This window comes from Luteibacter sp. ME-Dv--P-043b, from assembly GCF_030209605.1.
Classification (GTDB): Bacteria; Pseudomonadota; Gammaproteobacteria; order Xanthomonadales; family Rhodanobacteraceae; genus Luteibacter.
The window spans coordinates 192117-216946 of sequence record NZ_JARVRT010000018.1 but is presented as its reverse complement, the minus strand read 5'-3'; the positions used below and the strand labels follow the sequence as shown (position 1 = coordinate 216946).

The window sequence follows — 24830 nt, the reverse complement described above, 5'->3', positions numbered from 1 at the left end:
AACGCGGGGAACACCATGCATACCGAACGACAAGGCAAGCTGCCGCTGACCACGGCACAACGGGGACTGTGGGTGGGACACAAGGTCGGTGCACCCGGCTCCACCATGAATATCGCGGAGTTCGTGGAGATCGATGGCACGCTGCACCTGGAGCATTTCAGACGAGCGCTGCTCCAGGTGACCGACGAAGCACAGACGCTGCGCGTGGGTATCGACGAAGACAATGGACGTCCGTTCCAGTTCGTTCGCGATGTCTATAACGGTACGTTTCCATGCATCGATCTTCGCGGCGTGACCGACCCACGCACGGCGGCTGAGGCGTGGATGCTCGACGAGCTGAGCCAGCCCGTCGACCTTGCACGCGATCCGTTGTGGGTCAGCGCGATTTTCCTTCTCGACGGCGATCGCTTCTACTGGTACCAGCGTGCCCACCATGCCGTGTACGACGGCTACAGCGGCGGCAAGGTAGCGCAGCGCGTGGCGGAGCTATACACGGCGTTCGTGCGGAATGAGGCTCCGGGTCCCTGCCACTTCGGTGCGCTGGCGGAACTGGTCGATGCGGAGGCCGCATACCGATCGTCGTCCCGCTTCGGACGCGACCGCGACTACTGGACGGCGCAACTGGCAGGACTGCCCGATGCCGTGACCCTCGCCCGCAGGCGACCGCAAGGCAGTGCGGGCGGCTTGCTCCGGAGTGTGGGCCATCTGTCCAGCGCCACGGTGGATCGCCTGCGCCTGCTGGGTCAGCAGCATGCGACCAGCCTGCCCCAGGTGCTGATCGCCCTGGTCGCCGCCTACTACTACCGACTGACCGGCGCCGAAGATCTGGTGTTCGGCATGCCGGTGTCCAGCCGGATGGGCGATGTGTGGCGGCGCACGCCCGGCATGGTGGCCAATGCGGTCACCATCCGCCTGGCGCTGTCGCCCGAGATGACGGCGGGCCAGCTCTTCGCCCAGGTGGCCACCACGGTGCGCAGCGCGCTGCGTCACCAGCAGTACCGCTACGAGGACGTGCGGCGCGACCTGGGTCTGGTCGGCCAGGGCCAACACCTGGCCCGGCTGGGCATCAATATCGAGCCCTTCGATTACGCACTGGATTTCGCCGGTGGATCGGCCAAGGCGCACAACGCATCGAACGGGTCCGCCGAGGATCTGACCGTGTTCGTTTATGACCGGGGCAACGGCGCCGACCTTCGTTTCGATTTCGACGCCAGTCCCGCGCTGTACGACATGGCCGAGCTGGACGAGCACCGGCATCGACTGGTCCGGATGATCGATGCGGTGCTCGACACACCTTCGCAGCCGCTCGCCGCGATCGACCTGCTCGAGCCCACCGAGCGTCGGCGACTGATGCACGACTGGAATGCGACGACATGCCCTGTCGATGCGCGCCCCCTGCCGCAGCTGCTGGCGGCGTGGTCGGCGCGCACGCCGGATGCCGTGGCCATACGCTCGGAACGAAGACAACTGACCTATCGCCAGTGGCACGACCGCAGCGCCGCGTATGCCCAGCAGCTCATCGACGACGGCATCGAGCCGGGCGACATCGTGGCACTGGCGCTACCAAGGGACGAACGCCTGCTGGTGCTGCTGCTGGCCGTCATGCGTGCGGGAGCGACTTACCTGTTGCTCGATCCGGAGGGACCGGTCGAGCGCGTGAACGACATGCTCAACGATGCGAAGCCGCTGGCCCTGGTGACCACGCGGGACATCGGCGAGCGGCTGCCGCATGGCGGCATGCTGCTCGTCCACGTCGAGGACGAACCCCTGCCGGTATCGCGGCATCCCGACCGGTGCCAGGCCAGCGGCATCGCCTACGTGCTTTACACCTCCGGCTCGACCGGCAAGCCGAAGGGCGTGCAGGTGACCCACTCGAACCTGTCGCATTTCCTGCAGGCGATGGTCCATGCGCTGGCGCCGGAACAGCGTGAGTGCTTCGTCGCACTCACGGGGGTGACCTTCGATATCGCCGGATTGGAGTTCTACCTGCCGCTGGTGGTGGGTGCGCAGGTGGTGGTGGCCGATACGGCCACGCTCCGGCAGCCGGCCGCCGTGGCACGGCTGATCGACGAGGAAGGCGTCACCCTGGTGCAGGCCACCCCGTCGTTGTGGCGGATCCTGCTGGCCCACGCGGCGTTGCGGCTCGACACCGTGCACGCACTGGTCGGCGGCGAGGCCCTGACCGAGGACCTTGCCGCCCGACTCTTGCAGCGCGCGCGCAGGGTCACCCAGCTCTACGGCCCCACGGAAACCACGATCTGGTCCACGGTGGCCGACCTGGATGCCGGCGATATCTCGCCGCCGCCGATCGGTCGTCCCATCAGCAACACCCAGGTGTATGTCCTCGACCGCCAGCGCCAGCCGGTGGTACCCGGTGCCACCGGCGAGCTGTACATCGCCGGTGCCGGCGTGGCGGCGGGTTACCTGCGCCGCGCCCCGCTCACCGCCGAGCGGTTCGTCGCCGATCCCTTCGCGGCAACGGAAAGACGGATGTACCGCACCGGCGACCTGGTGCGCTGGCGTCACGACGGCCAGCTCGAATTCGTCGGTCGTGTCGACCAGCAGGTCAAGATCAACGGCTACCGGATCGAGCCGGGCGAGATCGAGCACCGCCTGCTGGCCCTGCCGGGTGTGCACATGGCCGCGGTGGTCGCGCGTCCGGACGAGTCCGGCAAGACCGTGCTGGTGGCTTATGTCGTGCCGTCCGCGGATCGCCCCTTCGACGAGGCCCGGTTGCGCATGGGACTGGCGCGCCACCTGCCCGAACCGGTCTTGCCCGCCTATATCCTCCGCCTGGACAGCATGCCGTTGACGGCCAGCGGCAAGCTCGACCGCGCGGCACTGCCGGCGCCGACGCTGCTGCGCCAGGCCACCTACGAGGCGCCGCGCACCCCCACGGAAGAGCAGTTGGCCGGCCTGTGGCGCGACATCCTCGGCGTGGAGCGGATCGGTATCCACGACAACTTCTTCGCCCTGGGCGGCGACTCGCTCGCCGCGGCGGAGATGGTCGCGCGCTGCTCGTCCCAGTTGGGAACCGAACTGTCGCTGGCCAGTCTCTTCGACGCATCCACGATCGCCGGGCTCGCCCGTGTCCTGGAGCGCGCCGAACATCACGACGCCAGCCCGCTGGCGCCCCTGCTCCGGTTGCGTGCCGGCGGGGACGTCCGGCCCCTGTTCTGCATCCATCCCGCCGTGGGAATCAGCTGGAGCTACGGTGGGCTGCTACGCCACCTGGATGCCCACCAGCCGGTGTTCGGCCTGCAGTCCCGCGCACTGGTCGCTGCCGCCACGCACGACACGATCGAGGACGTGGCCGACGATTACGTCGCGCAGATCCGGCAGGTGCAGCCGGAGGGTCCGTATCGGCTGCTGGGCTGGTCCATGGGCGGACTGATCGGGCATGCCATGACGGCGCGCCTGCAAGCGGAAGGCGAGTCCGTCGAGTTCCTGGCGATGCTGGATGCCTATCCCTTCACCGCATCCGACCTGCCCGTGGACGACGCCGACGAGGTACGCGCCGTGCTGCATTTCCTCGGTCTGCACGAGTTCGCGGGCGAGGATGCACCGGTGTCGATGGATGCGCTGGCCACGCTGCTATGCGATTCCTACGACGTCTTCAACCTGCCGGTGGTGCGAGCCCTGAGCCAGCGCGATCCGGACCTCATCGCCCGTGTCATCGCCCTCACCCGCCAGCATTTGGCCATGGCCCGCCGCTATCGACCGGCCCGCGTGGATACCGACGTCATCTTCTTCCATGCGACACGCAAGACCGCGATCGCGTCGTCCGAGGTGTTTCATCAGCATCCGGACGCCTGGCAGCCGTGGGTCGGCGGCAGCTTCGATGTCCATGACGTCGACTGCCACCACCAGGCGATGCTGGAGCCCGCCCCCGCCATGGAGATCGCGCGGCACCTGCGCCATCGGCTGGGCGAAGCGCGCTTTTCCCCGGCGCGCGTCACCGCCACCACCTGAGGAGGCGGTCCGGTGATCGTTCTGTTCACCCTGGGAACGCGGGGCGACATCCAGCCGTACGTGGGGCTCGGTGTCGGCCTGCAGCGCGCGGGCCACGCCGTGCGCATCGTGACCAGCGAGTCTTTTGCGCCGATGATCCTCGCGGCCGGGCTGGCGTTCGCGCCGCTCACCGGCGACTTCAAGGCGACACTGGCGAGCGACCCCACCCTGTCCGCGCGTCCCGATCGGCTTGTCACGGTGGCCAGGATCTTTCGCGCCCGCTACGCCCAGTGGGCCCGTGACTGGATCGCGCAGGGCCGGGAGGCTTGTCGCTCGGCCACGCTGCTGATCGGCTCGGGCAGTGCCACCCTGCTCGCACGGTCCCTGGCCGAGGCGCACGACCTGCCTTTCGTGGCGGTGCAGTTGCAACCGCTTGCACCCTCGCGGCGGCTGCCGCCGCTGACGTTGGGGGGGAACGGGTTATCCCTGCCCGGCGGCGTCAACCTGGCCCTTTACCGCCTGCTGCGCCTGCTGGTGTGGCGGGTCATGTGCCCCGCGGTGAACGGCGTGGTGCGCCCGGCGCTCGGTCTGCCCCGCTTTCCCTGGCGTGGGCCGCCGCAGGACGGCGTGCATGGGCACGACAAGGTGCTCTACGGCTTCAGCGAGCAGGTGCTGCCCCGTCCGGACGACTGGGAAGATCGCAGCCAGGTGGTCGGCTACTGGTTTCATGACGATCCGTCCTGGGCACCGCCGTCCGCGTTGCAGGCGTTCCTCGATGCGGGGCCGCGTCCGGTCTACATCGGTTTCGGCAGCATGGTCGGTGCGCGATCCCGCGAATTCACCGACACGCTGCTGGACGGCCTGCGCAAGAGTGGGCAACGCGCCGTCCTCGTGACCGGCTGGGGCGGCCTGTCGCCACCGGAGGACATCGACCGCGAACGGGTCTTCGTACTGGACCATGCGCCGCACGACCGACTGCTGCCGCTGATGTCTGCGGCGGTTCACCATGGCGGGGCGGGCACGTCGGCGGCGGCCGCGCGCGCGGGCATTCCGTCGGTGGTGATTCCCTTCTTCGGCGACCAGCCGTTCTGGGCCAGGCGATTGCACGGCCTGGGCGTGGCGCCGCCCCCGCTAGACCGGCGCCGGTTCACCGGCGACGACCTTGCGCACGCCCTCCGCACGGCGCAACAGCCCACCATGCAAACGGCGGCCACGACGCTCGGGCAGGCCATCCGGGCGGAAGACAGCGTGGCGCGAACCATCGACCAGCTTCACCGATGGCAGCTGCTGCCGGCCCACGCGGTCGGTTAGTCAGGGCGACTCCTGCGCGATCTTGCGCAGCTGTCGCTCGAATTCCTCCGGCGGCTGCCCGCCGGAGATGAGGTAACGGTCATTCACCACCACGGCCGGCACACCGGTAATGCCACGGCTCTGCCACAACGCTTCGTCGCGACGCACGTCCTCGGCGTAGCGCCCCGTGTCGAGCACTTCCCGCGCCGCCGCGGCATCCAGCCCGACCTCCGCCGCTGCCGCGACCAGCACGTCGCGGTTGCCCGGATCGGCCTGTTCGGTGAAGTTCACTGCGAGCAGCCGCCGCTTCAACGCGTGCTGCATGCCCTGTTCTGCGGCCCAGGCGAGCAGGCGATGCGCATCGAAGGTGTTGTAGATGCGGCTGTCGTCGGAGGTGTTCATGGCGAACCCAACGTCGGCGGCGCGCGCCGTGATGCGTTCCCGGTTCATCCGTACGTCGTCCACCGACATGCCGTACTTGGCGACGATGTGTTCCAGCGTGTTTTCCCCGCCGGGCGGCATCTGCGGGTTGAGCTCGAAGGGATGGAAGGTGATCTGTGCGTCGACCTCGCCGGCCAGCCGCTCCAGCGCGCGCTCCAGCCCACCCAGGCCGATGGCGCACCAGGGGCACGCGATATCCGATACGAAGTCGATCTTCATGGGTTTTGACATGTCGTCACCTGTTCGTCGATGACACGATCGTACACGCCGCGCCGTTATCTTCGATATCATGCCGGCCACGTCACGCAGCCGTCGGCAGGCCATGTCCGCAGGGATTCCACCACTCGACCTGTCGCGTCTGGCTCCCAGCCTCTACGCGCAGGGCACCGAGGAAGCCATCCTCACAGGCATCCTGGACCGTGTCGCGCCAGCCAGTCGTTACTGCGTCGATATCGGCGCGAGCGACGGCCTGCGCAACAGCAACACGGCGCTGTTGCTACGCGAGCAGGGCTGGCTGGGCACCCTCGTGGAAGGCTCGGCATACCGCTTCGGGCGCCTGAAGGAGACCTACGGCGACGCGGGCAACGTGCGCCTGGTCGGCGAGCGCGTCCAGCCCGATACGGTGGACGACCTGCTCGACGCCGCCGGCGTGCCGGCGGTGTTCGACCTGCTCTCGCTGGATATCGACGGCAACGATTACTGGGTATGGCAAGGCATGCAGCGCCATCGCGCACGCCTGGTGGTCGTCGAGTACAACCCGTATTACCCACCGCCGGAGCGCTGGGTGATGGCCTACGACCCCGAACACCACTGGGATGGATCGACTCACTACGGAGCCAGCCTGGCATCGCTGGTGGCCCTGGGCGCCACGCGGGGTTACGAGCTGGTGTGTTGCGACGACATGGGCAACAACGCGTTCTTCGTCGATCGCGCGCTCTACCCCCTGCTGGGCATCGCGAACAACGAGCCGCGCATGCTGTTCCGCCCCGCGATGTACAACCTGCGCTACGTGGGCCACAACCGCTTCCTCACCGGCCATCCCTACCGTTACGGCCCGGGCGAGGCGATCTGAGTGACGTCGTTGCCCACCCTTCCCGCCGCCTACGACCTGCGCCTGCGCGGCGACGGCCAGCCGGTCACCACACGCGTGGCGCGCTGGCGGAGCGACATCGGCGAGGTCGCGGTGAAGACGTTCGCGGCCGCCGATCGGGCACGCGGCGAATGGGAAGCCTGCGTCCTGGCCTTTCTCGGCGAGGGCCCGGCGAGCCCGGACATCCGTGTCCAGACCCTTGTACCCACCCGTGACGGTGCAGCATGGGCCGGGCAGCCGGACGGTGGTTGTGTTCTGGTCACGCAGTGGGAGACGGGCCATTACCGTGCTTACGACACCTACGCCGCGCACGAGTGGGCCGCGCTGGGCCGTGGCCTGGGCGCCCTGCACGCGCGCCTGGACGCGATGCCGGGGCAGGCTCCGCAGACGCTCTCCGCGCGATTGGCCCATATCGATCCCGCGGTGGAGCGCGCGAAGCTGGAGCTGGCGGAGCGCCCGCTTCCTTCCCATCCCCGGATCGACGCCGCCTGGGTGGCGCGCTATCTGGCCCTGTGCCGCGAGATGCTGGCGGCGTGTTATCCCGGGGCCATCGAAGGCTTCCCCACCGACGATACCCAGCGGCCCATCCACAACGACTACAACCAGTTCAATTACCTGTTCGGCGACGTGCTGCCGCCGCTCGTCATCGACTGGGAGGCATCCATCGGCGCACCGCGCGAATTCGAGGTGGTGCGCTGTCTCAACCATCTTCCGCTGCAGGCTCCTGCGCTGGCGCGGGCCTTCGTCCATGCCTATCGGGAACGCCGTCCGCTGCGCGCCGGGCACATGCGCTGGGCGGTGGACGTGGCCTGCCTGATGCACGCCACCAAGCACTGGGTGTTGCAGGGCTGGCTGGACGGCCTGCCGGGCTTCGACCAGCGGCTGCTGGGTGCGATGGAGATGGTGACGCTGCTGGCGCGCGGGCGCGAGCGCCTCGGCGCGTTCTTCGTCGACACCATAGAGGGATCGCACTGATGTCCAGCGAACGGCAACACGTGTTTCCGCCTCCCATGGAGCGGCATTACCCCATCGTGGACGGACGCATCCGCACACGGTCGCTCGAGGCGCACATCGTCGACCACTGCAACCTGACCTGCGTGGAGTGTTGTTCGCTGTCGCCCTTGCTGCCGGCGTGGACAGCCGATCCGGAGACGCTCTGCGCCGACCTGCGCCGCGCCGCGCGCGTGCTGCAACCCCGTGTGTTCAAGCTGGTGGGCGGCGAGCCGACCCTGCATCCCGCGCTCGTCGATATCCTGCAAGCGGTGCGCGGCACCGGCATCGCGCCCACGATCTCGGTCACCACCAACGGGTTGCTGCTGGACAGGATGGCGGACGCGTTCTGGGCCGGTGTGGACGCCCTGACCATCTCGCTGTATCCGCGGCCCCGCCTGTCAGACGAACGCATACGGCACGTGGAAGCCATGGCCGCGCGCTTCGACGTGCGCCTCAATTGGAAGCCGCAGGCGCAGTTCGTCCGGATGACGCGCGACCCCGCCTCCACCGATGTCGCGGAAACGCAGGCGATCTACCACGACTGCTGGCTGCGGGAACGGTGCCACCTGCTGCGCGACGGCATCTTCTACACCTGTACCCGCCCCGCGCATTTCCACACCCTTCACCGCGGGCACGACGACTTCACGCAGGATGGCCTGCCGCTGCACGATGGCCCCTCGCTCGCCGACGAGATCCACGCGTACCTGTCGCGCGAGGCGCCGCTGCGCGCATGCTTCCACTGCCACGGCGGCAGTGCCGTCATGGAGCCGCACCGCATGATGGGGCGGGCCGAACTCGACGCCGCAAGGGCGCGCTTCGCATGATCCTTCGCGAGCGCGATCCTTTCGGGATCAGGCAGGTCGTCTACCATTCCCGCAGCGCGACGTTCGGCGGCGGCATCCGCGAGCTGTTGCGCCAAGCGCAGCTGCCAACGGGGCCGCTGGACAGCCAGGCGATCGGCGGTTATCTCACCGGCGCACGGTATGCCGATCGCACGATCCTGGCCGACGTCCGGGCCGTGCCTCCCGGCCACGCCCTCGTCGAGGCGAGCGAGGGGCTGGCAGTGATCGAGCGCCCGCTACGCCGCACCGCGGGCGACCTGGAAACGCTGCTGCTCGACGCCCTGCGCGACGTCCTGGCCGATGGGCGCCCTACCGCCGTCGCACTCAGTGGCGGCCTGGACTCCGCCCTGATCCTGGGCCTGCTGCATGCCCACGGCATCCGTCACCTGCCGGTCTACGTCCTCGCCACCGGCCTGCCCGGCTACGACGAGCGCGAGGCGGCCTGCGACACCGCACGCCGCAGGGGCGTCGAGGTGATCGTGGTCGAGGCCGGTGCGCAGGCCTTCGTCGACGCCCTGCCCGAGGCCATGCGTCATCTGGAGGAACCGCTGTACAACCTGCATCCGGTGGCGAAGCTGCTACTGGCCCGGGCCATGGCGCGCGACGGCATCGTGCGGGCCATCACCGGCGACGGCGTGGACCAGGTGCTGAGGCGTGATCGCTCCGCCGACTACCTGCCTTTGTGCCGGACCCTGTTCGAGGCGGCCGGCGTGCAACTGTCCGCGCCGTTCCTCGCTACGCCCGTGGTGGCGCACCTGTGCTCGTCGCCCGCCGATCCGGACAAGCGCTGCATCCGGCGTCTCGCCCGGCATCACGGTGTATCGCGCGCCCTGACCGAGGGCCCCAAGCGTGCACGACTGGCACCGCCGATGGACCTCGGGCACCTGCTGCCAGCGGCACCCATCCTCGCGCTGGCCTCCGTGCTCGGCCTGCCGTTACCGACACTGGCGACGGATGCGGAACGGGTGCAGTGGGCCACGCTGCTCCTGCTGCTGCGCGACCTGGGCGTTACCGCCTGATGTGCGGCCTGGCGGGGCTGATCCGTTTCGATGGCGGCGCGCGGGGGCAGATCGCGCGCGTGCTGGCCGTGCGTGACCGCCAGCGTCACCGCGGACCGGATGGCGAAGGCCTTTGGCACGACGAGCATGCCGTGCTTGGCCATACCCGGCTCGCCCTGCTGGATGCGCCACATGGCGCCCAGCCCATGGCGAGCCCGGATGGTCGCTACGTGCTCGTCTACAACGGCGAGGTCTACAACCATGACGCCCTGCGCCGCGAGCTGGCGGCGCACTGGTCGTTCCGCTCGTCCAGCGACAGCGAAGTGGTGCTGGCTGCCTACGCCACCTGGGGCGAAGCGTGCGTGCCGCGCTTCAACGGCATGTTCGCCTTCCTGGTCTGGGACACGTGGCAACGGCGGGCATTCGCCGCGCGCGATCGCCTGGGCATCAAGCCGTTCGTCTTCATGCAGGACCACGACGAGTTCGTCTTCGCATCGGAAGCCAAGGCGCTCCTGCCCGCCATGCGTACCCGTCCACGAGCCCATCGGGAAGCAGTGACCGAATACCTGGTGGCGCCGTTCTTCAGCGGCGTGGCGCGACCGATGTTCGACGGCATGGCCTACCTCGCGCCGGGCCACGTGCTGCACCTGACTGCAGACGGCATGCGCACCCGGCCCTGGTGCGACGAACGCGACCCGCCGCGCACGGGGGCCTCGTGGGCCGACACCGCGCATACGCTGCGCCTCCACCTCGACCAGGCGGTGCGGCGTACCCTGGTCGCCGACGCGCCGGTGGGCCTGTTCCTCAGCGGCGGGCTGGATTCCACGCTCATCGGTGCGTTGGCGAAGCAGGCAGGCGCGACACCGCAAAGCTTTACCCTCGCCTTCGAGGGGCATGCCACGTACGACTACGCGGCCTCGTTGATCGTCGGTTCGGACGACCAGCCCTACGCGGAACTGGCATCGACGCATCTGGGCCTGCCACGCACGGACGTCGTACCCCTGCGCGCCACCTTCGCCGACAGCGTGCGTGATGTAGCCACCCAGAACGACGCCCTGCCCGCCTGGGAGCAGGAGGTGGCACAGCACCACCTGGCCCGCGCCGCCAGCCGCCGGGTGAAGGCGGTGATGGTCGGGGATGCGGCCGACGAAACGCACCTGGGCTACCACTTCCTGCTCGATCCGCACGCCGTCGCCGATCCGCTTCACGTGTTGCAGCGGCTCACCGGCGATCCGTACCTGCGCCCGGGCCTGCTGGACGCACCGCTGGTCCATTTCGCCGGGCTGTATCGCCAGCTGGCCGTGGACGCCGGCCATGCGTGGTCGACACCGGGGGATGGCCTGCGCGCCACGCAGTGGCTGGTCCGGCACCGCTGGCTGCAGCGGCTGCTGCACAACGGCGATATCCACGGCATGGCCCATGGCCTGGAAGCCCGCGTGCCGTTTGGCGATACGGACCTGCTGGCGGTCGCCGCATCGGTCTCGCCCGACGACGCGCTGCGCCACGGCGTGGAAAAGGCGCTGCTGCGCGAGGCGGCGCGCGGCCTGGTGCCCGAAGCCATCCGTTGTCGGCGCAAGTCCGCGCTGCCGAAAGACCAGGGCACGGGCGAAGCGATCCGGCGGCACGCGCGCGACACGCTGGCCACCCACGGCGAGCCGGTCGCCGCCGTCATGGACGTGCCGCGCCTGTTGCGCCGCTGTGCGGATGCCCGGCCGCTGGACGAACACGAGCGCGCCGTGATGTTCCGCGCCGCCTCGCTGTCGCACTGGGCGACCCTGCACGACGTGGACATCGCATGAGTCGCATCCTGTTCTGCGTGGTGCCCGAGCGCGGCCACGTCAATCCCTGCATCGGGCCCGCGCTGGCGCTGAAACACGGCGGCCACGCCGTGGCGTTCCACGCGCCGGGCGACATTCGTCCACAGCTGGCGCGTGCGGGCGGCTTCGCCTGTTTCGGACCCATCGAATCGCCCCGCCCGGCCGATTGGCGACGTGGCGCCGGCTTCGCCCGGCAGGTACGCGATCCGGCCTGGCTGAGGGCATGGGTGACCTCGTTGTTGCTCGATGGCGTGGAGGCCGAGGTGGCGCGCATCCGCGACAGCATCCGGGCATGGCGCCCGGACGTCGTCGTCATCGATCCGTTGCTCTACGCCGCCGCGATCGCCGCCGGGGCGGAGGGCCTGCCATGGGTCGCGATGTCCAACTCGCTCAACCCCGTGCTTCCGGCGTCGCTGGATTCCGAGCTGCTGCGTACCGTGGCGTCGCTGGCACCACGGCGCGCGGCGTTGTTCGCCGCGCACGGCATGGCGCCCCGGTTCCGCGGCTGCGACGTGCTCTCGCCGTGGCTGACGCTGGCCTTCGCGACGGAGCACTTCGTCGGCGTTGCACCGGCGGGTGTCACGCTGGTGGGCCCGTCGCTTCCGCCGGGCGCACGCGGCGACGAGCCCGCGTTCGACGGCGACAGCCTCGATAGCAGCCTGCCGCTGGTCTATATGTCGCTGGGCAGCCAGATCTACTACCAGCCAGGGATGTTCGCGACGGTGATCGACGCCGTGCGCGACCGGCCGCTGCAACTGCTGCTGTCCGTGGGCGACCTGATCGACACGGATGTCTTGCCACCGTTGCCCGGCAACGTGCGGGCCGTGCGCTACGCGCCCCAGCTGGCGATGCTGGAACGCGCCTCCCTTTTCATCACCCACGGGGGCGCCAATTCGGTCATGGAAGCGTTGTCCTTCGGCGTGCCGATGATCGTCTCCCCGCTGTGCAACGACCAGTTCCACCAGGTGCACTTCATCGAACAGGCGGCGGTGGGACGGCATCTCGACCTGCGCCATGCGTCGGTCGGACAGACCGCACAGACCATCGAAGCGATGCTCGGCTTGCCCGGGCTACGGGAGAACGCTGCAAGGGTCGCGCACGGCTATCGCCGCTCCGGTGCCGACGAGGCGGCGCGCCTGATCAGTCGGCTCGCCGAAGAAACCCGTCGGGCGACAGGGTCATGATCACCCGGTCCTCGATCTCGTGATCCACGACGAAGCGCGGGTCTTCCGCCAGGAACGCCCGCGTGGCCGTCGCCGGGTTGTTGCCCCTGCCGTACGGCTTGCCGGCAAAGGTCTCCGGCGGCAGGTGTTCCATGATCGTATCCATCACCACGACATAACTGCCCGATGTGACCCAGGGCGCATAGGTGCGCAATTCGCCCAGTACGTGCTCGTGGGTGTGCGTGAGGTCCAGCACCAGCATGACCGGCGACCGCTCACCGACCAACGTCTTCACCGCGGCCACCGTGGCGTCCTCCAGCGGGTGGCCTTCCACCAGGTGTATCCGCTCGGCCAGGCGATGCGCCGCGAGACGCTCGCGTACGTCCGGGCGAAGCCGCGGCTCGATCGCCACGACGATACCGTCCTCGCCCACCAGTTCCAGCATCGAGGCGGTGAACACCGCACCGCCACCGGCCGCGACGCCGGTCTGCACGATGCAGCGTGGCCTGATGCGCCAGACCAGTTCCTGGATGGCCAGCATGTCGCCCGGAAGATGGAAGAACCGCTCGCCCAGCCAGCGGGTCTGGAACAGGTGATCGGTTTCGCCCGCGCGGGTCAGCCAGGCGAGGGTGAGATCGCGCATGCGCGCGGCGATGCGTTCGGACATGGCAAGGGGCTTCCATGGACGGCGTGACGGAGGGCGCATTGCGCCAGATGCTGCAACGCGCCTGGGGATGGGGCGAGGTGCGTCTGGTCCCTCTGACGGGCGGTCATACTAACAGGTCGTTCCTCGTCCACGGCGACGCCCCGCCCTGTGTCGCGCGCCTGGCGTGGGCGGGGAAAGCGGCGGCCCAGGTGGATCGGGAAGCGCGGATGCTCGCGCTGGTCGCCCAGGGCCTGCACGCGATCGCCGTGCCCACCACCGTTCCCACGCTGCACGGCGCCGGCCATGTCACGACGGCGGCAGGTCAGTGGCTGCACGTCTTCGAACGCATCGAAGGAACCAGCGGCTTGCCGTCCGGCGTGCCGGACGCCTGCGTGCAGGCCATGCGTGCCCTGGCGTCGTTGCATGAGGTGCTGGCACGCGCCGACATCGATACCGGCAACCCTGTTGCATGGCTGCTCACCCGCTACCGACGGGTGCGCTCGCGCGGCATGCCGCCCTGCATGGACGGCCTTGTGCCGGGGCGCGAGTACGACGATGTGCTGACGCACGCAGGCGACTGCCTGGCCCGGGCATCCACATCGGCATGGGCCGCGCAGCGGATACAGTGGCTGCATGGCGACGTCCATGCGGGAAACCTGCTCTTCGACGGAGGTCGGCTACGCGGGATCGTCGATTTCGACGAGGTGGGGCAAGGTTCCGCGTGGCTGGAAGCGGCCTTCGCGGCGTTTGCACTCAGCCGCGACGCGACCTGCGAGGACGCCTTCCGCTTCGATGCGATCGCCTGGGAACGATCGATGGGCAGCTACGCGTGGTCCGGAAGCAGGGGCGATGTGGCTACATGGATCGCCCGCCGTGATGTTCTGGCCACGCTGTTCTGTATCGATCAGGTACTGATCCACCTGGAAGCCGCACAACGCGACCTGTGGACACCCGGCCCCGGCATGGGTTTCCTTGGCGGCTGGCAAACGCTGCTGGCTGAGGCCTCGTCGGCCAGTGCCGCCGGCGACGCCAGCCAGCGTCGCACCGCTTCGACCGTGGCATCCCTCGCCTCGGCGACGGGCGACCCATCGTGCAGGCAAACGACTGCATCCTCGCCGGCCGCCGACTGATCCGCCACATGCGCACGCAGCCGGCCGGCAAGCTGCGCCGGGCAAGGCGCGGGCTGTAGCCAGTCTTCGAACAGGGCCGTCCACCCGACGTGCTCTCGACCCAGTCGTGCCAGCACACGCAACCGTGTATCGCCGTCCTGCGCCCCATACGGCAACCGCAGGGGAACGACGGCCGGCGGCTTCCTGCCTGTCGCGGCGTAGACACCGTGAATCAATGCATCGGTGGCCGCGATCTCCTCGGCCAGTGACGCGTCGGTCAGTTCGCCATCGCGTGCATGCGACCAGGTGTGATTGCCTATCGCATGGCCCTCGTCGAGCATGCGCACGAGCACGTCGCACCGCTCGGCCGCATGCCGACCGAGGACGAAGAAGGTCGCCTGCCGACCGGCGTCGCGAAGCACATCCAGCAAGGCGGTGGTCGACGGGCCGGGGCCGTCGTCGAAGGTCAGGCGGATCGCTGTCATACGCTCATGGTAGCGCGCCTCCCGTGCCGCCATCAGGGGATGATCCCACGCTCCCGGAACCGCGAGAACAGGCGGAAGAACATCGCGGCGGTGTCCTCGTAGGCGTCGAAGCCCGCACGCCGCGCCTTCGAACCGTCGCCGAACATGTCCCATGTCCACGAGAACACGAAGTCCGCGAAGGGCCAGGCCGCCACGTGATCCATGGGCAGCGGCGGCAGGCCATGCCGCTCCCGCAGCGCATCCCAGGTGCCGGCCCTGTCCGGCATCACCTCGGCCAGCGACATCGCCATCGGCGGCGCGGCCTCCATGCCGAACCATGCGGCCAGGCGAGGCCACAGATCGCACCAGCGCACCACATCGCCGTTACCGATGTTCCATGCCTGGTTACCCGGCGCGTCGGTGGCGGCCCAGCATGCCGCATTCGCCAGCAGGCCGGCGTCGGTGAATTCGATCAGGCGGGTATAGGCCTGGGCATTGCCGGGGAAACGCAACGGCACGTCCAATGCCTTCGACACGGACGCGTAGACGGCGATGGCCAGCGCGAGGTTGAGCGGGCTGCCCACCGCATCGCCGCCGACCACGGCCGGACGCAACGCCGACCAGGTCCATGCGCCGGCGGCGCCGACGCGTTCCAGCAGGCGTTGCTGCGCGGTCATGAACTCCGTCGGCAGGATCGGCGGATCGTCCTCGCGCGCCGGTGTCCGGAACGGCCCCAGGTGGGCACCGTAGACCTTGTAGCCCTGCATGATCGATACGTGGCGCAGGCCGTCCGCCACCGGCAGCAACCCGTCGAGCAGGTTTTCCAGCATCGTCATGTTCGGTCCGAGCAGGCCCGGCCAGGTCGGGCTGTCCTGGTAGGCACTGTAGAAGACGTGGGTCACCTCACGCGCCTCGCGTAGTGCGAGCCGGCTGGCAGAGCGGTCCAGCAGGTCGACGGCCAGGGCATGGTGGGGGCTGTTGGCCTCGCCGCCGCGCCGTGACGCGGTGAGGATCGCCCACTCCGGTTGCGCGGCGAGATGGCGTGTCAGCTGGCTGCCGATGACGCCATGGGCGCCGACGATGAGGGCGGTGTGGGAAGGCATGTGCTTGGTTCCACGGGAAGGAACCGCCAGCGTATTCAGTGGACCTGGCAAGGATTAGTGGCCCATCCGGGCTTACACTTATAAGACATTGCAATGGAACACCGATGGATCGCCTTCTCGCCATGCAGGTCTTCGTCCGCGTCGCCGAGCGGGGCAGCTTCTCCGCGGCCGCCCGGGCCATGGGTATCAGCCAGCCATCGGCAAGCCAGCAGGTCGCCGCCCTGGAGGCCGAACTGGGCGCGCGACTCATTCATCGCACCACCCGGCGCCTGACCCTTACCGACGCAGGGTCGCGCTACCTCGAACAGGCGACGGTCGTGCTCGATGCCCTGGCCGCCGCCGACGCCGCCGTGAAAGACGACCCGAAGCAGCTGCACGGTCGCTTGCGCATCCAGGCGCCGAGCGGCATCGGGCAGCAGCTGGTGGCACCGTTACTGATGGCCTTCCAGGCGGAACATCCCGATGTCCGGGTGGAACTGGCGCTCGACGACCGCATCGCCGACGTCGTGGCGGAGGGTGTGGACCTGGCGATCAGGCTGGGCCCCTTGCCGCCGAATGGGCTGGTCGCACGACACATCGGCCAGGTCGAACGCGCCCTCGTGGCATCACCCGACTACCTTGCCCGGCACGGTACCCCGCGTACGCCGGACCAGCTCCGGCTCCACCCGCACATCCGCTTCAGCGGCAGCGTCGACCACCCGCTCATGCTCACCGGACCGGACGGACCGGTCACCCTCGCCGTGTCGCCGGGCTTCGTGGCCAACAACAGTTTCGTGCTGATTGCCGCGCTGGTCGCAGGTCGCGGCATCGGTGGCGTGCAGCTGCCGCTCGTGCGCGACGAACTGGCGTGCGGCACGTTGGTACGCGTGCTCGACGGGTTCGCCTATCCGCCGCTGGACATGCACCTGGTGCTGCCGACGCGCCGCCACGTGCCATCGATCGTCAGGGCCTTCATGACGCGCGTCGAAGCGGCCGCCGACGCCGCATGTCGTGCCGGCGCATGACCGGACCCGGTACGTCTCACGCCGTCTGCCGCGCAAGGCGCTCCAGCCAGAGGAAGTTCGCCAGGGCGGAGGTCGCCCCATGGGATCGGGTACGCACCACGGTTTCCAATAACGCGACGACCGCTCGCGGTTCGACCAGCCCGATATCGGCCAGCGCGCACTGGGCGAGTTGCGCGGTCAGCGAAGGGGCATGCCGGGCGATCAATGGCGGCAGGACGTGGGCGAAGGTTTCCTTGCTGTATCCCGGCGGAAACACGTCAGCGCCCAATTGCGAGGCGAGGTAGCGTCGCATCACCTCCCTGCCCCGTCGGCTGGCCCGTGGCAACCGGTGGCAGAACGCCACCAGCTGCGGATCCCCCAGCGGTGCGACGGGCCATTGGCCATGGCGCAACATATCCGGCGCACGACAGGCGTTGGCGAGCAGCGATGTCATCGGTACGGGGCCCGCTGGCGCGTCGAACGTGCGCAGGCTGCGTGCCGATTCGAGCGCCCGCGGCGTAAGCAACCCTGCGGCACAGATCGCGGCCTCGCCGACCCAGCCCGGGTCTGTCGCCATGCCGGATGACGCTTCGCCGGCGTACGCGGGAAACAGTTCGTCGCCGCCGACGCCGGTGAAAAGGGTATCGCGCCCTTCCGATCGCGCCGACGACCACAGCGCCATGCAGGCTTCGAGATAGAACTCGCGATAGAACCCTTGCGCGTCCATGGGCGCCATGTCGAGATCGGGAGGCCAGGCGGCGATATCGACGGTAGCATCCGCCAGCCCAAGGCGCTCGACGATGAGGGAGCGACGCGGCACCTGCGCGTCGCGTACCTCGCCATCCAGCAGGATGCCCCGGCTGGCGAGGGTCGGGCCCAGCGATCGCAGGACCGTGGCCACGGTCGCGGAATCCATCCCGCCACTGAGTTCCACCGTCGCATGCTCCCCGACGGGTCGTGCCGCGGCGCTACGGCGCAAGGCGGCCTCGAAGGCGGGCAGGTCGTCCTGCCCCTCCCGATCCTCGCGCGGGACGCTGGGTGCCACCGGGTCGGGATACCGCAGGTTGGCCCTGCCCGGCTCGACGTAAAGCGACGCGCGCTCGGTGAGCATCGTGACGCCGCTGTACGGCTGCCGCGCGGCATACATGGTATGCATCGCCAGACGATGACTGACGACTTCCGTATCCAGGGCCATGGGGAGCGCGGCGAAGTCGGCGGAATCCCACGACACCGTAATCCGGTCCTTCGTCGCCCGTGCATACACGGGGGCCGATCCGAGCATGCCCGCCCGTATCCGCAGGCGGCAGCCGACACGTGCCACCTCCACCATCACGTAATCGAGCGGCCAGAGCACGCACGCCTGGTAAAGGTGATGGAACGCGTCCTCATCCACGTGCCTCGTTGCGCAGGGCTCACCGGCGAACGCAGCAAGGCCATCGGTGCCCGCCTGTCGTTCCCGCACGACGAGGAACCAGCGATCCGTCGTGACGACCAGGCAGGATTCCAGCATGCGGTGCGCGTAGGGCGTGATCCGGCTGGGTCCGACGACCACCGATCCATCGTGCCAGGATGGCGACAGCGAGAGGTCGTGCAGTGCGATGTCCGCCTTGATCAAACCATGGCCCCCTTCATGAGAAAGCCGCTCCCCAGGAGGGAGCGGCCCGATGGTCACGATACCGCGCTGTCGCGCGGATCATCGGCTGGCGATCAGCCCCAGTCGCCACCACCGCGCGATCCGATGCGACCGATATCGCCGGTGTCGTCGATCTTCGGTTCGTGCTTGAACGCCGCCATCGTACGTTGCAGCGGGCCGTCCATCGGTATCCCGAACGGATTCATCATTCCTGTGTCTTGCATGGCGAGATCACGCTGGTCCATGAAAATGCTCCACTGGGTGAGGCCGCGGTAGCGCGGCTCGACGAAGCTAGCACGGGGTATCGCCGACGAACCGCCCCCTGCCTACGGGTTGCTGAAAACCGGCATCCATTGCCGAAAACGTGCTTTTCCGGCCGGACAAGGCAAGCACGGAAAAACCGTCGTCGCCCGGGGCGTTCGGCACATCCGACGACGATCCGTGCATGACCGCAAACGAAGGCTTTCCCGCGGCTTTCCACGGCACGAAAACGCATACGGATCACCGTGTATCCACGCGCCATGCGAGATCCCGGTCACACTTTCCTACCGGATGGCGGCACTAAGCTCGGCGCGCCTTACACGTCGAAGCCGACGTGCGGGGCATCACCCAGGGTACCCACGATCACCGCCACGAACCCCCACCCGGCCTGACGACAGGCGGCCGGTCCCTTCGCTATGCGTCAAAGGATGCCTGACCATGCCTTCCCGATACAGTTCCGGCGTGAACTTCCCGTTCGTCCATCTCACCGCGGCGCTCGCCCTCGCGCTGGCCGTCGGCTTGCCTGCCGCGGCACGTGCCTCATCCGCCGTCGCCACCGTTCACGCCGACTTCGTCGATACGATGATGCCGCCACTGACGTCGCCACGGACGTCGTCGCTGTCCGTCACCCGCCAGGACGCGATTGTCGCCGCCGCGGCACCTGCGGCATTCGTCGCCTTCCTGGACGAGGTCTCCAACGCCCGATACGCCAACGTTTCCCATGCGGCCGGCCTTTCCGAGTCCGCTTTCGATGACATGCGCCACTACCTGCGTAACCGCTACGACGGTGTGACCGTGGTCCGTTCGTTCGCTGAACAGGGGACCTTCTACGACTGTATTCCCACGGGGCAGCAGCCGGCCTTGCGCGATGGCAGCGGTATCGCCGCACCACCGGCGTCGAGTCCGATCGCTACGCATGCACCGAGCACGGCATCGACGGCGGCGTCGACATGCCCGGCAGGCAGCATCCCGCTGGAACGCGTGGGCCTGGACCAGCTCACCCGCTTTCCCAGCCTGAAAGCGTTCTTCGCCAGGAGCCCCACGTCGGAAGCACACCGACAGGCGTCGCGGTTCGCCACCGCCGATGCCTCGTCGACGCATCACTACGCCTCGATGTTCGCCAGCATGGGTGGCGCGGAAATCGCCGGTGCCGGTGCCGACCTGAATATCTGGAACCCGGCCTTTGTCACCTCGAACGACTACATGTCGATCAGCCAGATATGGCTCGACGGGGCGAGCAGCAGCAACCAGACGCAGACCCTGGAAGTGGGCTGGCAACGTCGGCCCAGCTACGGCACCTGGGGTAACCAATCCATCCTGTTCGTCTACTCGACGCAGGACGGCTACGTCAGCACCGGCTGCCACAACCTGGAATGCGGCGAGTTCGTGCAGGTGGCATCGGGGAATGTGTTCGGCGTGTCCTTCGCCTCCAGCCGTTACAGCAGCACCAACGGTGCGCAGGGCGTGGTGAAGGTGGCCTACCAGCGCAATGCCGACGGCAACTGGTGGCTCAACGTCGATGGCACCTGGGTGGGGTATTACAAGGCGGCGCTGTACTCGGGCGACCTTGCCACGACAAGCACCAACACCGCATTCACCGCCGGCGGCGAGACGTACGCCAATGGTGGCGGCGCAAGCACTCCCATGGGCAGCGGCGTGTTCGCGGCCAATGGCTATCGCAAGGCGGCCTTCCAGGCCAACCACTTCTATATCGACAGTGCCCTCGCTTCGCACGCCGTCACGCAACTGTCGAGCGTGGTCGTCAGCGATCCCGCGTGTTACACGATCGCGTTTGCCGGACAGCGTTACGGGGGCGTCGTGCCCGGGGCCAGCACGATCGCGCCGTCACCGGAAATGACCACCGGTGAAGGTTTCTACTTCGGTGGGCCTGGTTGCCACTGAACGACGAAGACTCAGTCAGGCTCGCCCCGGTGGTCGGCGTCCAGCCAGCCCCGGGGCCGGTTCATCGCCCACTCCACCTCGCGCGCTTCCTCGTCCGTCAGGCCACCACCACCGATCGCGCGTTGCAGCGCCTCGCGCGACAGGCCCAGCAGCTTCGATTTCCGTATACGGGGCTCCAGGCCGTCGGGGCCCAGTTCTTCCATCAGGCTGACGAGGTTCGCACGACGAATGCGCAGCAGATGCAGCATCGAGTCGATGTCCGCCGTGACCTGCGCGGACGGAAATACGTCCGCGCCGGACGACGTTTCCGGCATGGGGGGATGTGATCGGGAAAGATTCATCACGATCTGGCCTGCTGCAATAAGCGGGACTCCGCGCCGCTAAGCTAGCGACATTCGGCAGCGATTGCTCGCCGGAAATAGGCATTACCGCTGCGGACTTCCGCACAGTCGGATAGCTGCTGCGACACGTATTGCAATCGATTGCTCTTTAAGCGAGCCTTCGCGCGGCACGACGGCCCCGCTCAGCCGCAAACCTGTCATCGACAGCGAGCGCACGCTGGACCGTCACTGGCGCTACCCTGTCCTTTCGGTGTCTCCACCATGCGTGCGCGTACTGCCATCCCGTTTCGCCCCCTTGTCGCCGGCCCGCGGACGATGCGGCTATGGCAGATCCTCAACATGAATGTCGGCTTCTTCGGTATCCAGTTCGGGTTCGGCCTGCAGCAGGGCTTCATGAGCCCGATCTACAAATACCTTGGCGCCGACGACGCCTCCCTGCCGCTCCTGTGGCTGGCCGGTCCCGTCACAGGCCTGCTGATCCAGCCCCTGATCGGTGCGCTCAGCGATCGCACGACGTCACGTTTCGGTCGCCGTACGCCGTATTTCGTGGTTGGCGCGATCCTGTGCAGCGCCTGCCTGTTCGCCCTGCCCGGCAGCGGCACCCTGTGGATGGCCGCCGGTCTGCTCTGGGTACTGGATGCGGCCGCTAACGTGACGATGGAGCCCTACCGCGCCTTCGTCAACGACATGCTGCCACCCGCGCAGCACGCCGCCGGGTTCATGGTGCAGAGCGCCTTTACTGGCCTGTCGCAGACGCTGGCCTACCTGATGCCCTCCGTGCTGGTGATGCTCGGCATGCATGCGGACCGGACCAACGCACATGGCGTGCCGGCCGCGGTGGAAGCAGCCTTCATCATCGGCGGCGTGGTATCGGTGGCCTCCATCGCCTGGTCGGTCTACACCACACGCGAGTCACCCGTGGTGCCCGACGAGGCGACGTCGCTATCGCTGCGTACGGCCGCTCTGGACGTATGGAGCGCTGTGCGCGACATGCCCGCCACCATGCGCCAACTCGCCGCGATGATGCTGTTCCAGTGGTATGCAATGTTCTGCTATTGGCAGTACATCGCCCTGTCCCTCGCACGCACGTTGTACGGCACCACGAATGCGCACGATCCGCACTTCACCGATGCCACGCTGCTGAGCGGACGTATCGGCGGCGCCTATAACTTCGTCGCCTTCGTCATGGCGTTCGCCGTGCTGCCACTGCTTCGCCGTGTAGGCCCTGCACGCCTGCATGCCGCGTCGCTCCTGCTCGGCGGGCTGGGTATCGTGGCAGTGCCCGGCATCACCACACCGTGGCTGCTTATCGTGCCCATGATCGGCCTGGGCATCGCCTGGGCCAGCATGATGGGCAACCCCTACGCGATGCTGGCGTCGTCCATTCCCCGCGAGCGCGCAGGCGTCTATATGGGGATATTCAACACCTTCATCGTCGTACCGATGCTCATCCAGGTGCTCACCGTGCGGGTCTTCTATCGCCTTCTCGGCAACGATCCACGGCACATACTGCTGCTGGCGGGCGTGGCGCTGTGTATCGCGGCTGTTCTGGCCTGGCGTGTGCGTGCCCCGGCGGTCCTCACGGTTTGAAGAAACGAGTTCGCGCGGCCCTGCTCGTCGCCTGTACGCCATTCGCTTTCGACTCGACCCGCGCCTCGGCCGATGCGTGGCACGGGACGGTCGGCGTCAGTTCCCAACTGGTCGGGCTCGGCGTTGCCATGGCCGGGCGAGGCCCGGTCATCCAGGCGAACGAAACGCGCGTCAGCACGTCGGGATGGTCCGTCGGCGCCTCTGGCAGCTACCAGGCCGGACGCCCCCGCCACGCACTCGAAGCCATCCTCCAGGCCGGCAAGACATGGACGCTGTCAGAACGTTGGGATATGCAGGCCGCCGTCGCGCATTACCGCTATCCCACCAGCGATCGCATGTCACGCACGCTCGACCAGACACAAATGGGTGCGACAGCGATCTATCGCGACGTGTTCAGCCTGAGCCTGTGGAGCGTGTCGCTGGCACACGGCTCGCCGCGCCCGCATGCGGAAGTCGATGCGGCGTTCCACTGGCCGCTGACGGCGTATCTTTCGCTGGATACGGCGGTGGGCGAGGCGCAATATCTTGCTCCTCGCCACTGGTATGCGAACAACCAGAGACCGCGGTGGTTCGCCTATGGTCACGTCGGTCTCGACTGGAACCGGATGGCCTGGCATGTAGCGGTGCAGCGCATCGCCAGCAACTTCCATCGTCCGCTGCACGATTATCGTGTGGCGCCGTGGGTAGCGACGGTCAGTCGTGATTTCTGACATGCACCGCCGGCATACACGGCCGTATGGATGTCCATTGTCACGATACCTTCGTGCTGGAGTAACAATGCGCCGATAACGTGCATGACTGACTGCTGCGAACCGTCGATCCCCGCCGACAGGTTCCGACAGCGACTCTCCTTGGCCCTGGGGCAGCTCCGTCATGAACGTTCCGTATCACCACCCCGTGCGGATGCTTTCGCTCGTCGGCGTCCTGCTGGCCCTGCTCCCCTGCGCGGCGAGCGCGGAAGCGCCGACCCGCGTCAACGACGTGCAGTACATCGGCAGCCACAACAGCTACCATGCCGGCCTCGCCCCGGGCGAGGCTGCCGTCTGGAAGCAACTCGATCCTTCACTGTTCGCGAAGCTCGACTACGCTCACCCCGCCTTGTCGAAGCAACTGGACGACGGCGTGCGCCAGGTGGAACTGGATGTCTATGGCGACCGCCTCGGCGGACGCTATGCCCACCCGGGTATCGTCGGCCGCGTGGCCGCGGCGGGGCTTCCTGCCGATGCGCCGTTCGCCGATGCGCAGGTCATGGCGGCGCCGGGGTTCAAGGTCATGCATGTGCAGGACCTCGACCAACGCAGCACCTGCCAGCCCTTGCAGGCCTGCCTCCGCGAACTGCGTGCCTGGTCGCTCGCGCACCCCGGCCATCTTCCTCTGTTCATCCTGCTGGAAACGGAAGAAGAGTCGTTGCCGTTGCCCGTGCCCTTCGTACCCGTGGTGCCCGAGCCGTTCGACGCCGATGCGATGAACCGGCTCGACGCCGAAGTCCGCCGCGTCTTTCCCCGGTCGTCCTACATCGCCCCGGACGACGTACGCGGTCAGCACGCCACACTGGACGAAGCGGTGCGTCACGACGGATGGCCCACGCTGGCCGCCGCACGGGGCCACGTCATCTTCCTCCTCGACCAGCATTCGGTCGGCAAGGCTTACCTGCAAGGCCACCCTGCGTTGCGTGGCCGCGCCATGTTCACCAACGCCACGCCAGGGGAAGACGATGCCGCCTTCCTCGAACTGAACGACGGACCGGCGGACGAGATTGCAACGCGCGTCCGCCAGGGCTACCTCGTGCGGACACGCACCGATGCCGACCTGGTCGAAGCAACCCACGACGACGTGCGTCGCCGCGATGCGATGCTCGCCAGCGGCGCACAGCTGCTCAGCACGGATTTCCCGGCCCACGAGCCAGCATCCACCGGCTACGTCGTTGCGTTCCCCGGCAACGCGGTGGCCCGCTGCAATCCGCTGCGCCTTCTCGACAGCTGCGCGCGGATGGACCTGACACATCGCTAGCGCGTTCCTGCCCGCCTTTTCCTACCTGCCCCCTTCCGTTTGCCCCCTTACCTTCCCTGCCTGAGGTCTCCATGCGCGCGTCCCTTTCTCCCTGCCTGCTCACGCTGGCCATCGTCACCGCCCTCTTTCACATCGCGCCGGCACAGGCGAACGACGTGGACGGCACCACGGACACCAGCGAAACGAAGGTCACGGCCTTGAAG

Annotated in this window: 20 protein-coding genes; 14 read left to right on the top strand and 6 right to left on the bottom strand. The window is 68.1% G+C overall.

The window, feature by feature from the left end; all coding sequences use genetic code 11:
* Positions 1–15 precede the first annotated feature (15 nt).
* A complete protein-coding gene (locus tag QRN34_RS12360; protein ID WP_285404808.1) occupies positions 16–3972 on the top strand; it encodes an amino acid adenylation domain-containing protein in 3957 nt (1318 codons plus the stop codon).
* Positions 3973–3984: 12 nt separating this feature from the next.
* Positions 3985–5262: a glycosyltransferase gene (locus QRN34_RS12355; RefSeq protein WP_285404807.1), complete on the top strand. Its 1278-nt coding sequence runs from the start codon at positions 3985–3987 to the stop codon at positions 5260–5262.
* On the opposite strand, the gene QRN34_RS12350 is transcribed toward QRN34_RS12355, so the two are convergent.
* Positions 5263–5913 carry a DsbA family oxidoreductase gene (locus QRN34_RS12350; RefSeq protein ID WP_285404806.1) on the bottom strand — a complete coding sequence of 217 codons (651 nt, stop codon included), beginning with the start codon at positions 5911–5913 and terminating at the stop codon, positions 5263–5265.
* Between the two features lie 91 nt (positions 5914–6004).
* Between QRN34_RS12350 and QRN34_RS12345 the strand changes: the two genes are divergently transcribed.
* From QRN34_RS12345 to QRN34_RS12320, 6 genes are read left to right on the top strand one after another with little or no spacing between them, the layout of a single operon-like run.
* Complete coding sequence (locus QRN34_RS12345) at positions 6005–6754, top strand: hypothetical protein (RefSeq protein ID WP_285404804.1); 750 nt, start codon at positions 6005–6007, stop codon at positions 6752–6754.
* Positions 6755–7747 carry a phosphotransferase gene (locus QRN34_RS12340; RefSeq protein ID WP_285404803.1) on the top strand — a complete coding sequence of 331 codons (993 nt, stop codon included), beginning with the start codon at positions 6755–6757 and terminating at the stop codon, positions 7745–7747.
* Positions 7747–8589, top strand: a complete 843-nt coding sequence (locus tag QRN34_RS12335) for a radical SAM protein (protein WP_285404801.1) — start codon at positions 7747–7749, stop codon at positions 8587–8589. The genes QRN34_RS12340 and QRN34_RS12335 overlap by 1 nt, the downstream gene beginning before the upstream one ends.
* Complete coding sequence (locus tag QRN34_RS12330) at positions 8586–9626, top strand: asparagine synthetase B family protein (RefSeq protein WP_285404799.1); 1041 nt, start codon at positions 8586–8588, stop codon at positions 9624–9626. Before QRN34_RS12335 ends, QRN34_RS12330 begins: the two co-directional genes overlap by 4 nt.
* Entirely contained in the window at positions 9578–11404 is a 1827-nt protein-coding gene (asnB, locus tag QRN34_RS12325) for an asparagine synthase (glutamine-hydrolyzing) (protein ID WP_285404797.1), read from the top strand. Before QRN34_RS12330 ends, asnB begins: the two co-directional genes overlap by 49 nt.
* On the top strand, positions 11401–12606 hold the full coding sequence (locus QRN34_RS12320; RefSeq protein WP_285404795.1) for a nucleotide disphospho-sugar-binding domain-containing protein: 1206 nt from the start codon (positions 11401–11403) through the stop codon (positions 12604–12606). Before asnB ends, QRN34_RS12320 begins: the two co-directional genes overlap by 4 nt.
* Here QRN34_RS12320 and QRN34_RS12315 read toward each other — a convergent pair.
* On the bottom strand, positions 12563–13252 hold the full coding sequence (locus tag QRN34_RS12315; protein ID WP_285404793.1) for a CmcI family methyltransferase: 690 nt from the start codon (positions 13250–13252) through the stop codon (positions 12563–12565). The two genes, QRN34_RS12320 and QRN34_RS12315, sit on opposite strands and share 44 nt — an antisense overlap.
* A gap of 14 nt (positions 13253–13266) precedes the next feature.
* On the opposite strand from QRN34_RS12315, the gene QRN34_RS12310 reads away from it, so the two are divergent.
* Positions 13267–14361, top strand: a complete 1095-nt coding sequence (locus QRN34_RS12310; protein WP_285404791.1) for a phosphotransferase — start codon at positions 13267–13269, stop codon at positions 14359–14361.
* 496 nt (positions 14362–14857) lie between these two features.
* Here QRN34_RS12310 and QRN34_RS12305 read toward each other — a convergent pair whose 3' ends face one another.
* Positions 14858–15907, bottom strand: coding sequence for an SDR family oxidoreductase (locus tag QRN34_RS12305; RefSeq protein WP_285404789.1), 1050 nt, complete (start codon positions 15905–15907; stop codon positions 14858–14860).
* Between the two features lie 104 nt (positions 15908–16011).
* Between QRN34_RS12305 and QRN34_RS12300 the strand changes: the two genes are divergently transcribed.
* On the top strand, positions 16012–16911 hold the full coding sequence (locus QRN34_RS12300; RefSeq protein ID WP_285404788.1) for a LysR family transcriptional regulator: 900 nt from the start codon (positions 16012–16014) through the stop codon (positions 16909–16911).
* Between the two features lie 16 nt (positions 16912–16927).
* Here QRN34_RS12300 and QRN34_RS12295 read toward each other — a convergent pair whose 3' ends face one another.
* Both QRN34_RS12295 and QRN34_RS12290 read right to left on the bottom strand, forming a co-directional pair.
* On the bottom strand, positions 16928–18505 hold the full coding sequence (locus tag QRN34_RS12295) for a hypothetical protein (RefSeq protein WP_285404786.1): 1578 nt from the start codon (positions 18503–18505) through the stop codon (positions 16928–16930).
* Between the two features lie 92 nt (positions 18506–18597).
* Positions 18598–18768: a hypothetical protein gene (locus tag QRN34_RS12290; RefSeq protein WP_185754379.1), complete on the bottom strand. Its 171-nt coding sequence runs from the start codon at positions 18766–18768 to the stop codon at positions 18598–18600.
* 454 nt (positions 18769–19222) lie between these two features.
* On the opposite strand from QRN34_RS12290, the gene QRN34_RS12285 reads away from it, so the two are divergent.
* Complete coding sequence (locus tag QRN34_RS12285; protein ID WP_285404783.1) at positions 19223–20686, top strand: neprosin family prolyl endopeptidase; 1464 nt, start codon at positions 19223–19225, stop codon at positions 20684–20686.
* Positions 20687–20697: 11 nt separating this feature from the next.
* On the opposite strand, the gene QRN34_RS12280 is transcribed toward QRN34_RS12285, so the two are convergent.
* Positions 20698–21000, bottom strand: coding sequence for a hypothetical protein (locus QRN34_RS12280; RefSeq protein WP_285404781.1), 303 nt, complete (start codon positions 20998–21000; stop codon positions 20698–20700).
* Between the two features lie 342 nt (positions 21001–21342).
* Here QRN34_RS12280 and QRN34_RS12275 point away from each other — a divergent pair, with 342 nt between their 5' ends.
* The 3 genes from QRN34_RS12275 to QRN34_RS12265 all read left to right on the top strand — a co-directional run bounded on the left by QRN34_RS12275 (position 21343) and on the right by QRN34_RS12265 (position 24627).
* A complete protein-coding gene (locus QRN34_RS12275; protein ID WP_285404989.1) occupies positions 21343–22617 on the top strand; it encodes an MFS transporter in 1275 nt (424 codons plus the stop codon).
* On the top strand, positions 22614–23327 hold the full coding sequence (locus QRN34_RS12270) for a hypothetical protein (protein ID WP_285404780.1): 714 nt from the start codon (positions 22614–22616) through the stop codon (positions 23325–23327). Before QRN34_RS12275 ends, QRN34_RS12270 begins: the two co-directional genes overlap by 4 nt.
* A 163-nt stretch (positions 23328–23490) precedes the next feature.
* On the top strand, positions 23491–24627 hold the full coding sequence (locus QRN34_RS12265; protein ID WP_285404778.1) for a phosphatidylinositol-specific phospholipase C1-like protein: 1137 nt from the start codon (positions 23491–23493) through the stop codon (positions 24625–24627).
* The last annotated feature ends 203 nt before the right edge of the window (positions 24628–24830 follow it).

Bases quoted from the DNA above. Each gene is read 5' to 3' on its own strand.
- QRN34_RS12285 (WP_285404783.1), top strand. From the start codon at position 19,223: ATGCCTTCCCGATACAGTTCCGGCGTGAACTTCCCGTTCGTCCATCTC.
- QRN34_RS12320 (WP_285404795.1), top strand. From the start codon at position 11,401: ATGAGTCGCATCCTGTTCTGCGTGGTGCCCGAGCGCGGCCACGTCAAT.
- QRN34_RS12315 (WP_285404793.1), bottom strand. From the start codon at position 13,252: ATGTCCGAACGCATCGCCGCGCGCATGCGCGATCTCACCCTCGCCTGG.
- QRN34_RS12310 (WP_285404791.1), top strand. From the start codon at position 13,267: ATGGACGGCGTGACGGAGGGCGCATTGCGCCAGATGCTGCAACGCGCC.
- QRN34_RS12335 (WP_285404801.1), top strand. From the start codon at position 7,747: ATGTCCAGCGAACGGCAACACGTGTTTCCGCCTCCCATGGAGCGGCAT.
- QRN34_RS12345 (WP_285404804.1), top strand. From the start codon at position 6,005: ATGTCCGCAGGGATTCCACCACTCGACCTGTCGCGTCTGGCTCCCAGC.
- QRN34_RS12305 (WP_285404789.1), bottom strand. From the start codon at position 15,907: ATGCCTTCCCACACCGCCCTCATCGTCGGCGCCCATGGCGTCATCGGC.
- QRN34_RS12280 (WP_285404781.1), bottom strand. From the start codon at position 21,000: ATGCCGGAAACGTCGTCCGGCGCGGACGTATTTCCGTCCGCGCAGGTC.
- QRN34_RS12275 (WP_285404989.1), top strand. From the start codon at position 21,343: ATGCGGCTATGGCAGATCCTCAACATGAATGTCGGCTTCTTCGGTATC.
- QRN34_RS12330 (WP_285404799.1), top strand. From the start codon at position 8,586: ATGATCCTTCGCGAGCGCGATCCTTTCGGGATCAGGCAGGTCGTCTAC.
- QRN34_RS12350 (WP_285404806.1), bottom strand. From the start codon at position 5,913: ATGTCAAAACCCATGAAGATCGACTTCGTATCGGATATCGCGTGCCCC.
- QRN34_RS12360 (WP_285404808.1), top strand. From the start codon at position 16: ATGCATACCGAACGACAAGGCAAGCTGCCGCTGACCACGGCACAACGG.
- QRN34_RS12290 (WP_185754379.1), bottom strand. From the start codon at position 18,768: ATGGACCAGCGTGATCTCGCCATGCAAGACACAGGAATGATGAATCCG.
- QRN34_RS12265 (WP_285404778.1), top strand. From the start codon at position 23,491: ATGAACGTTCCGTATCACCACCCCGTGCGGATGCTTTCGCTCGTCGGC.
- QRN34_RS12300 (WP_285404788.1), top strand. From the start codon at position 16,012: ATGGATCGCCTTCTCGCCATGCAGGTCTTCGTCCGCGTCGCCGAGCGG.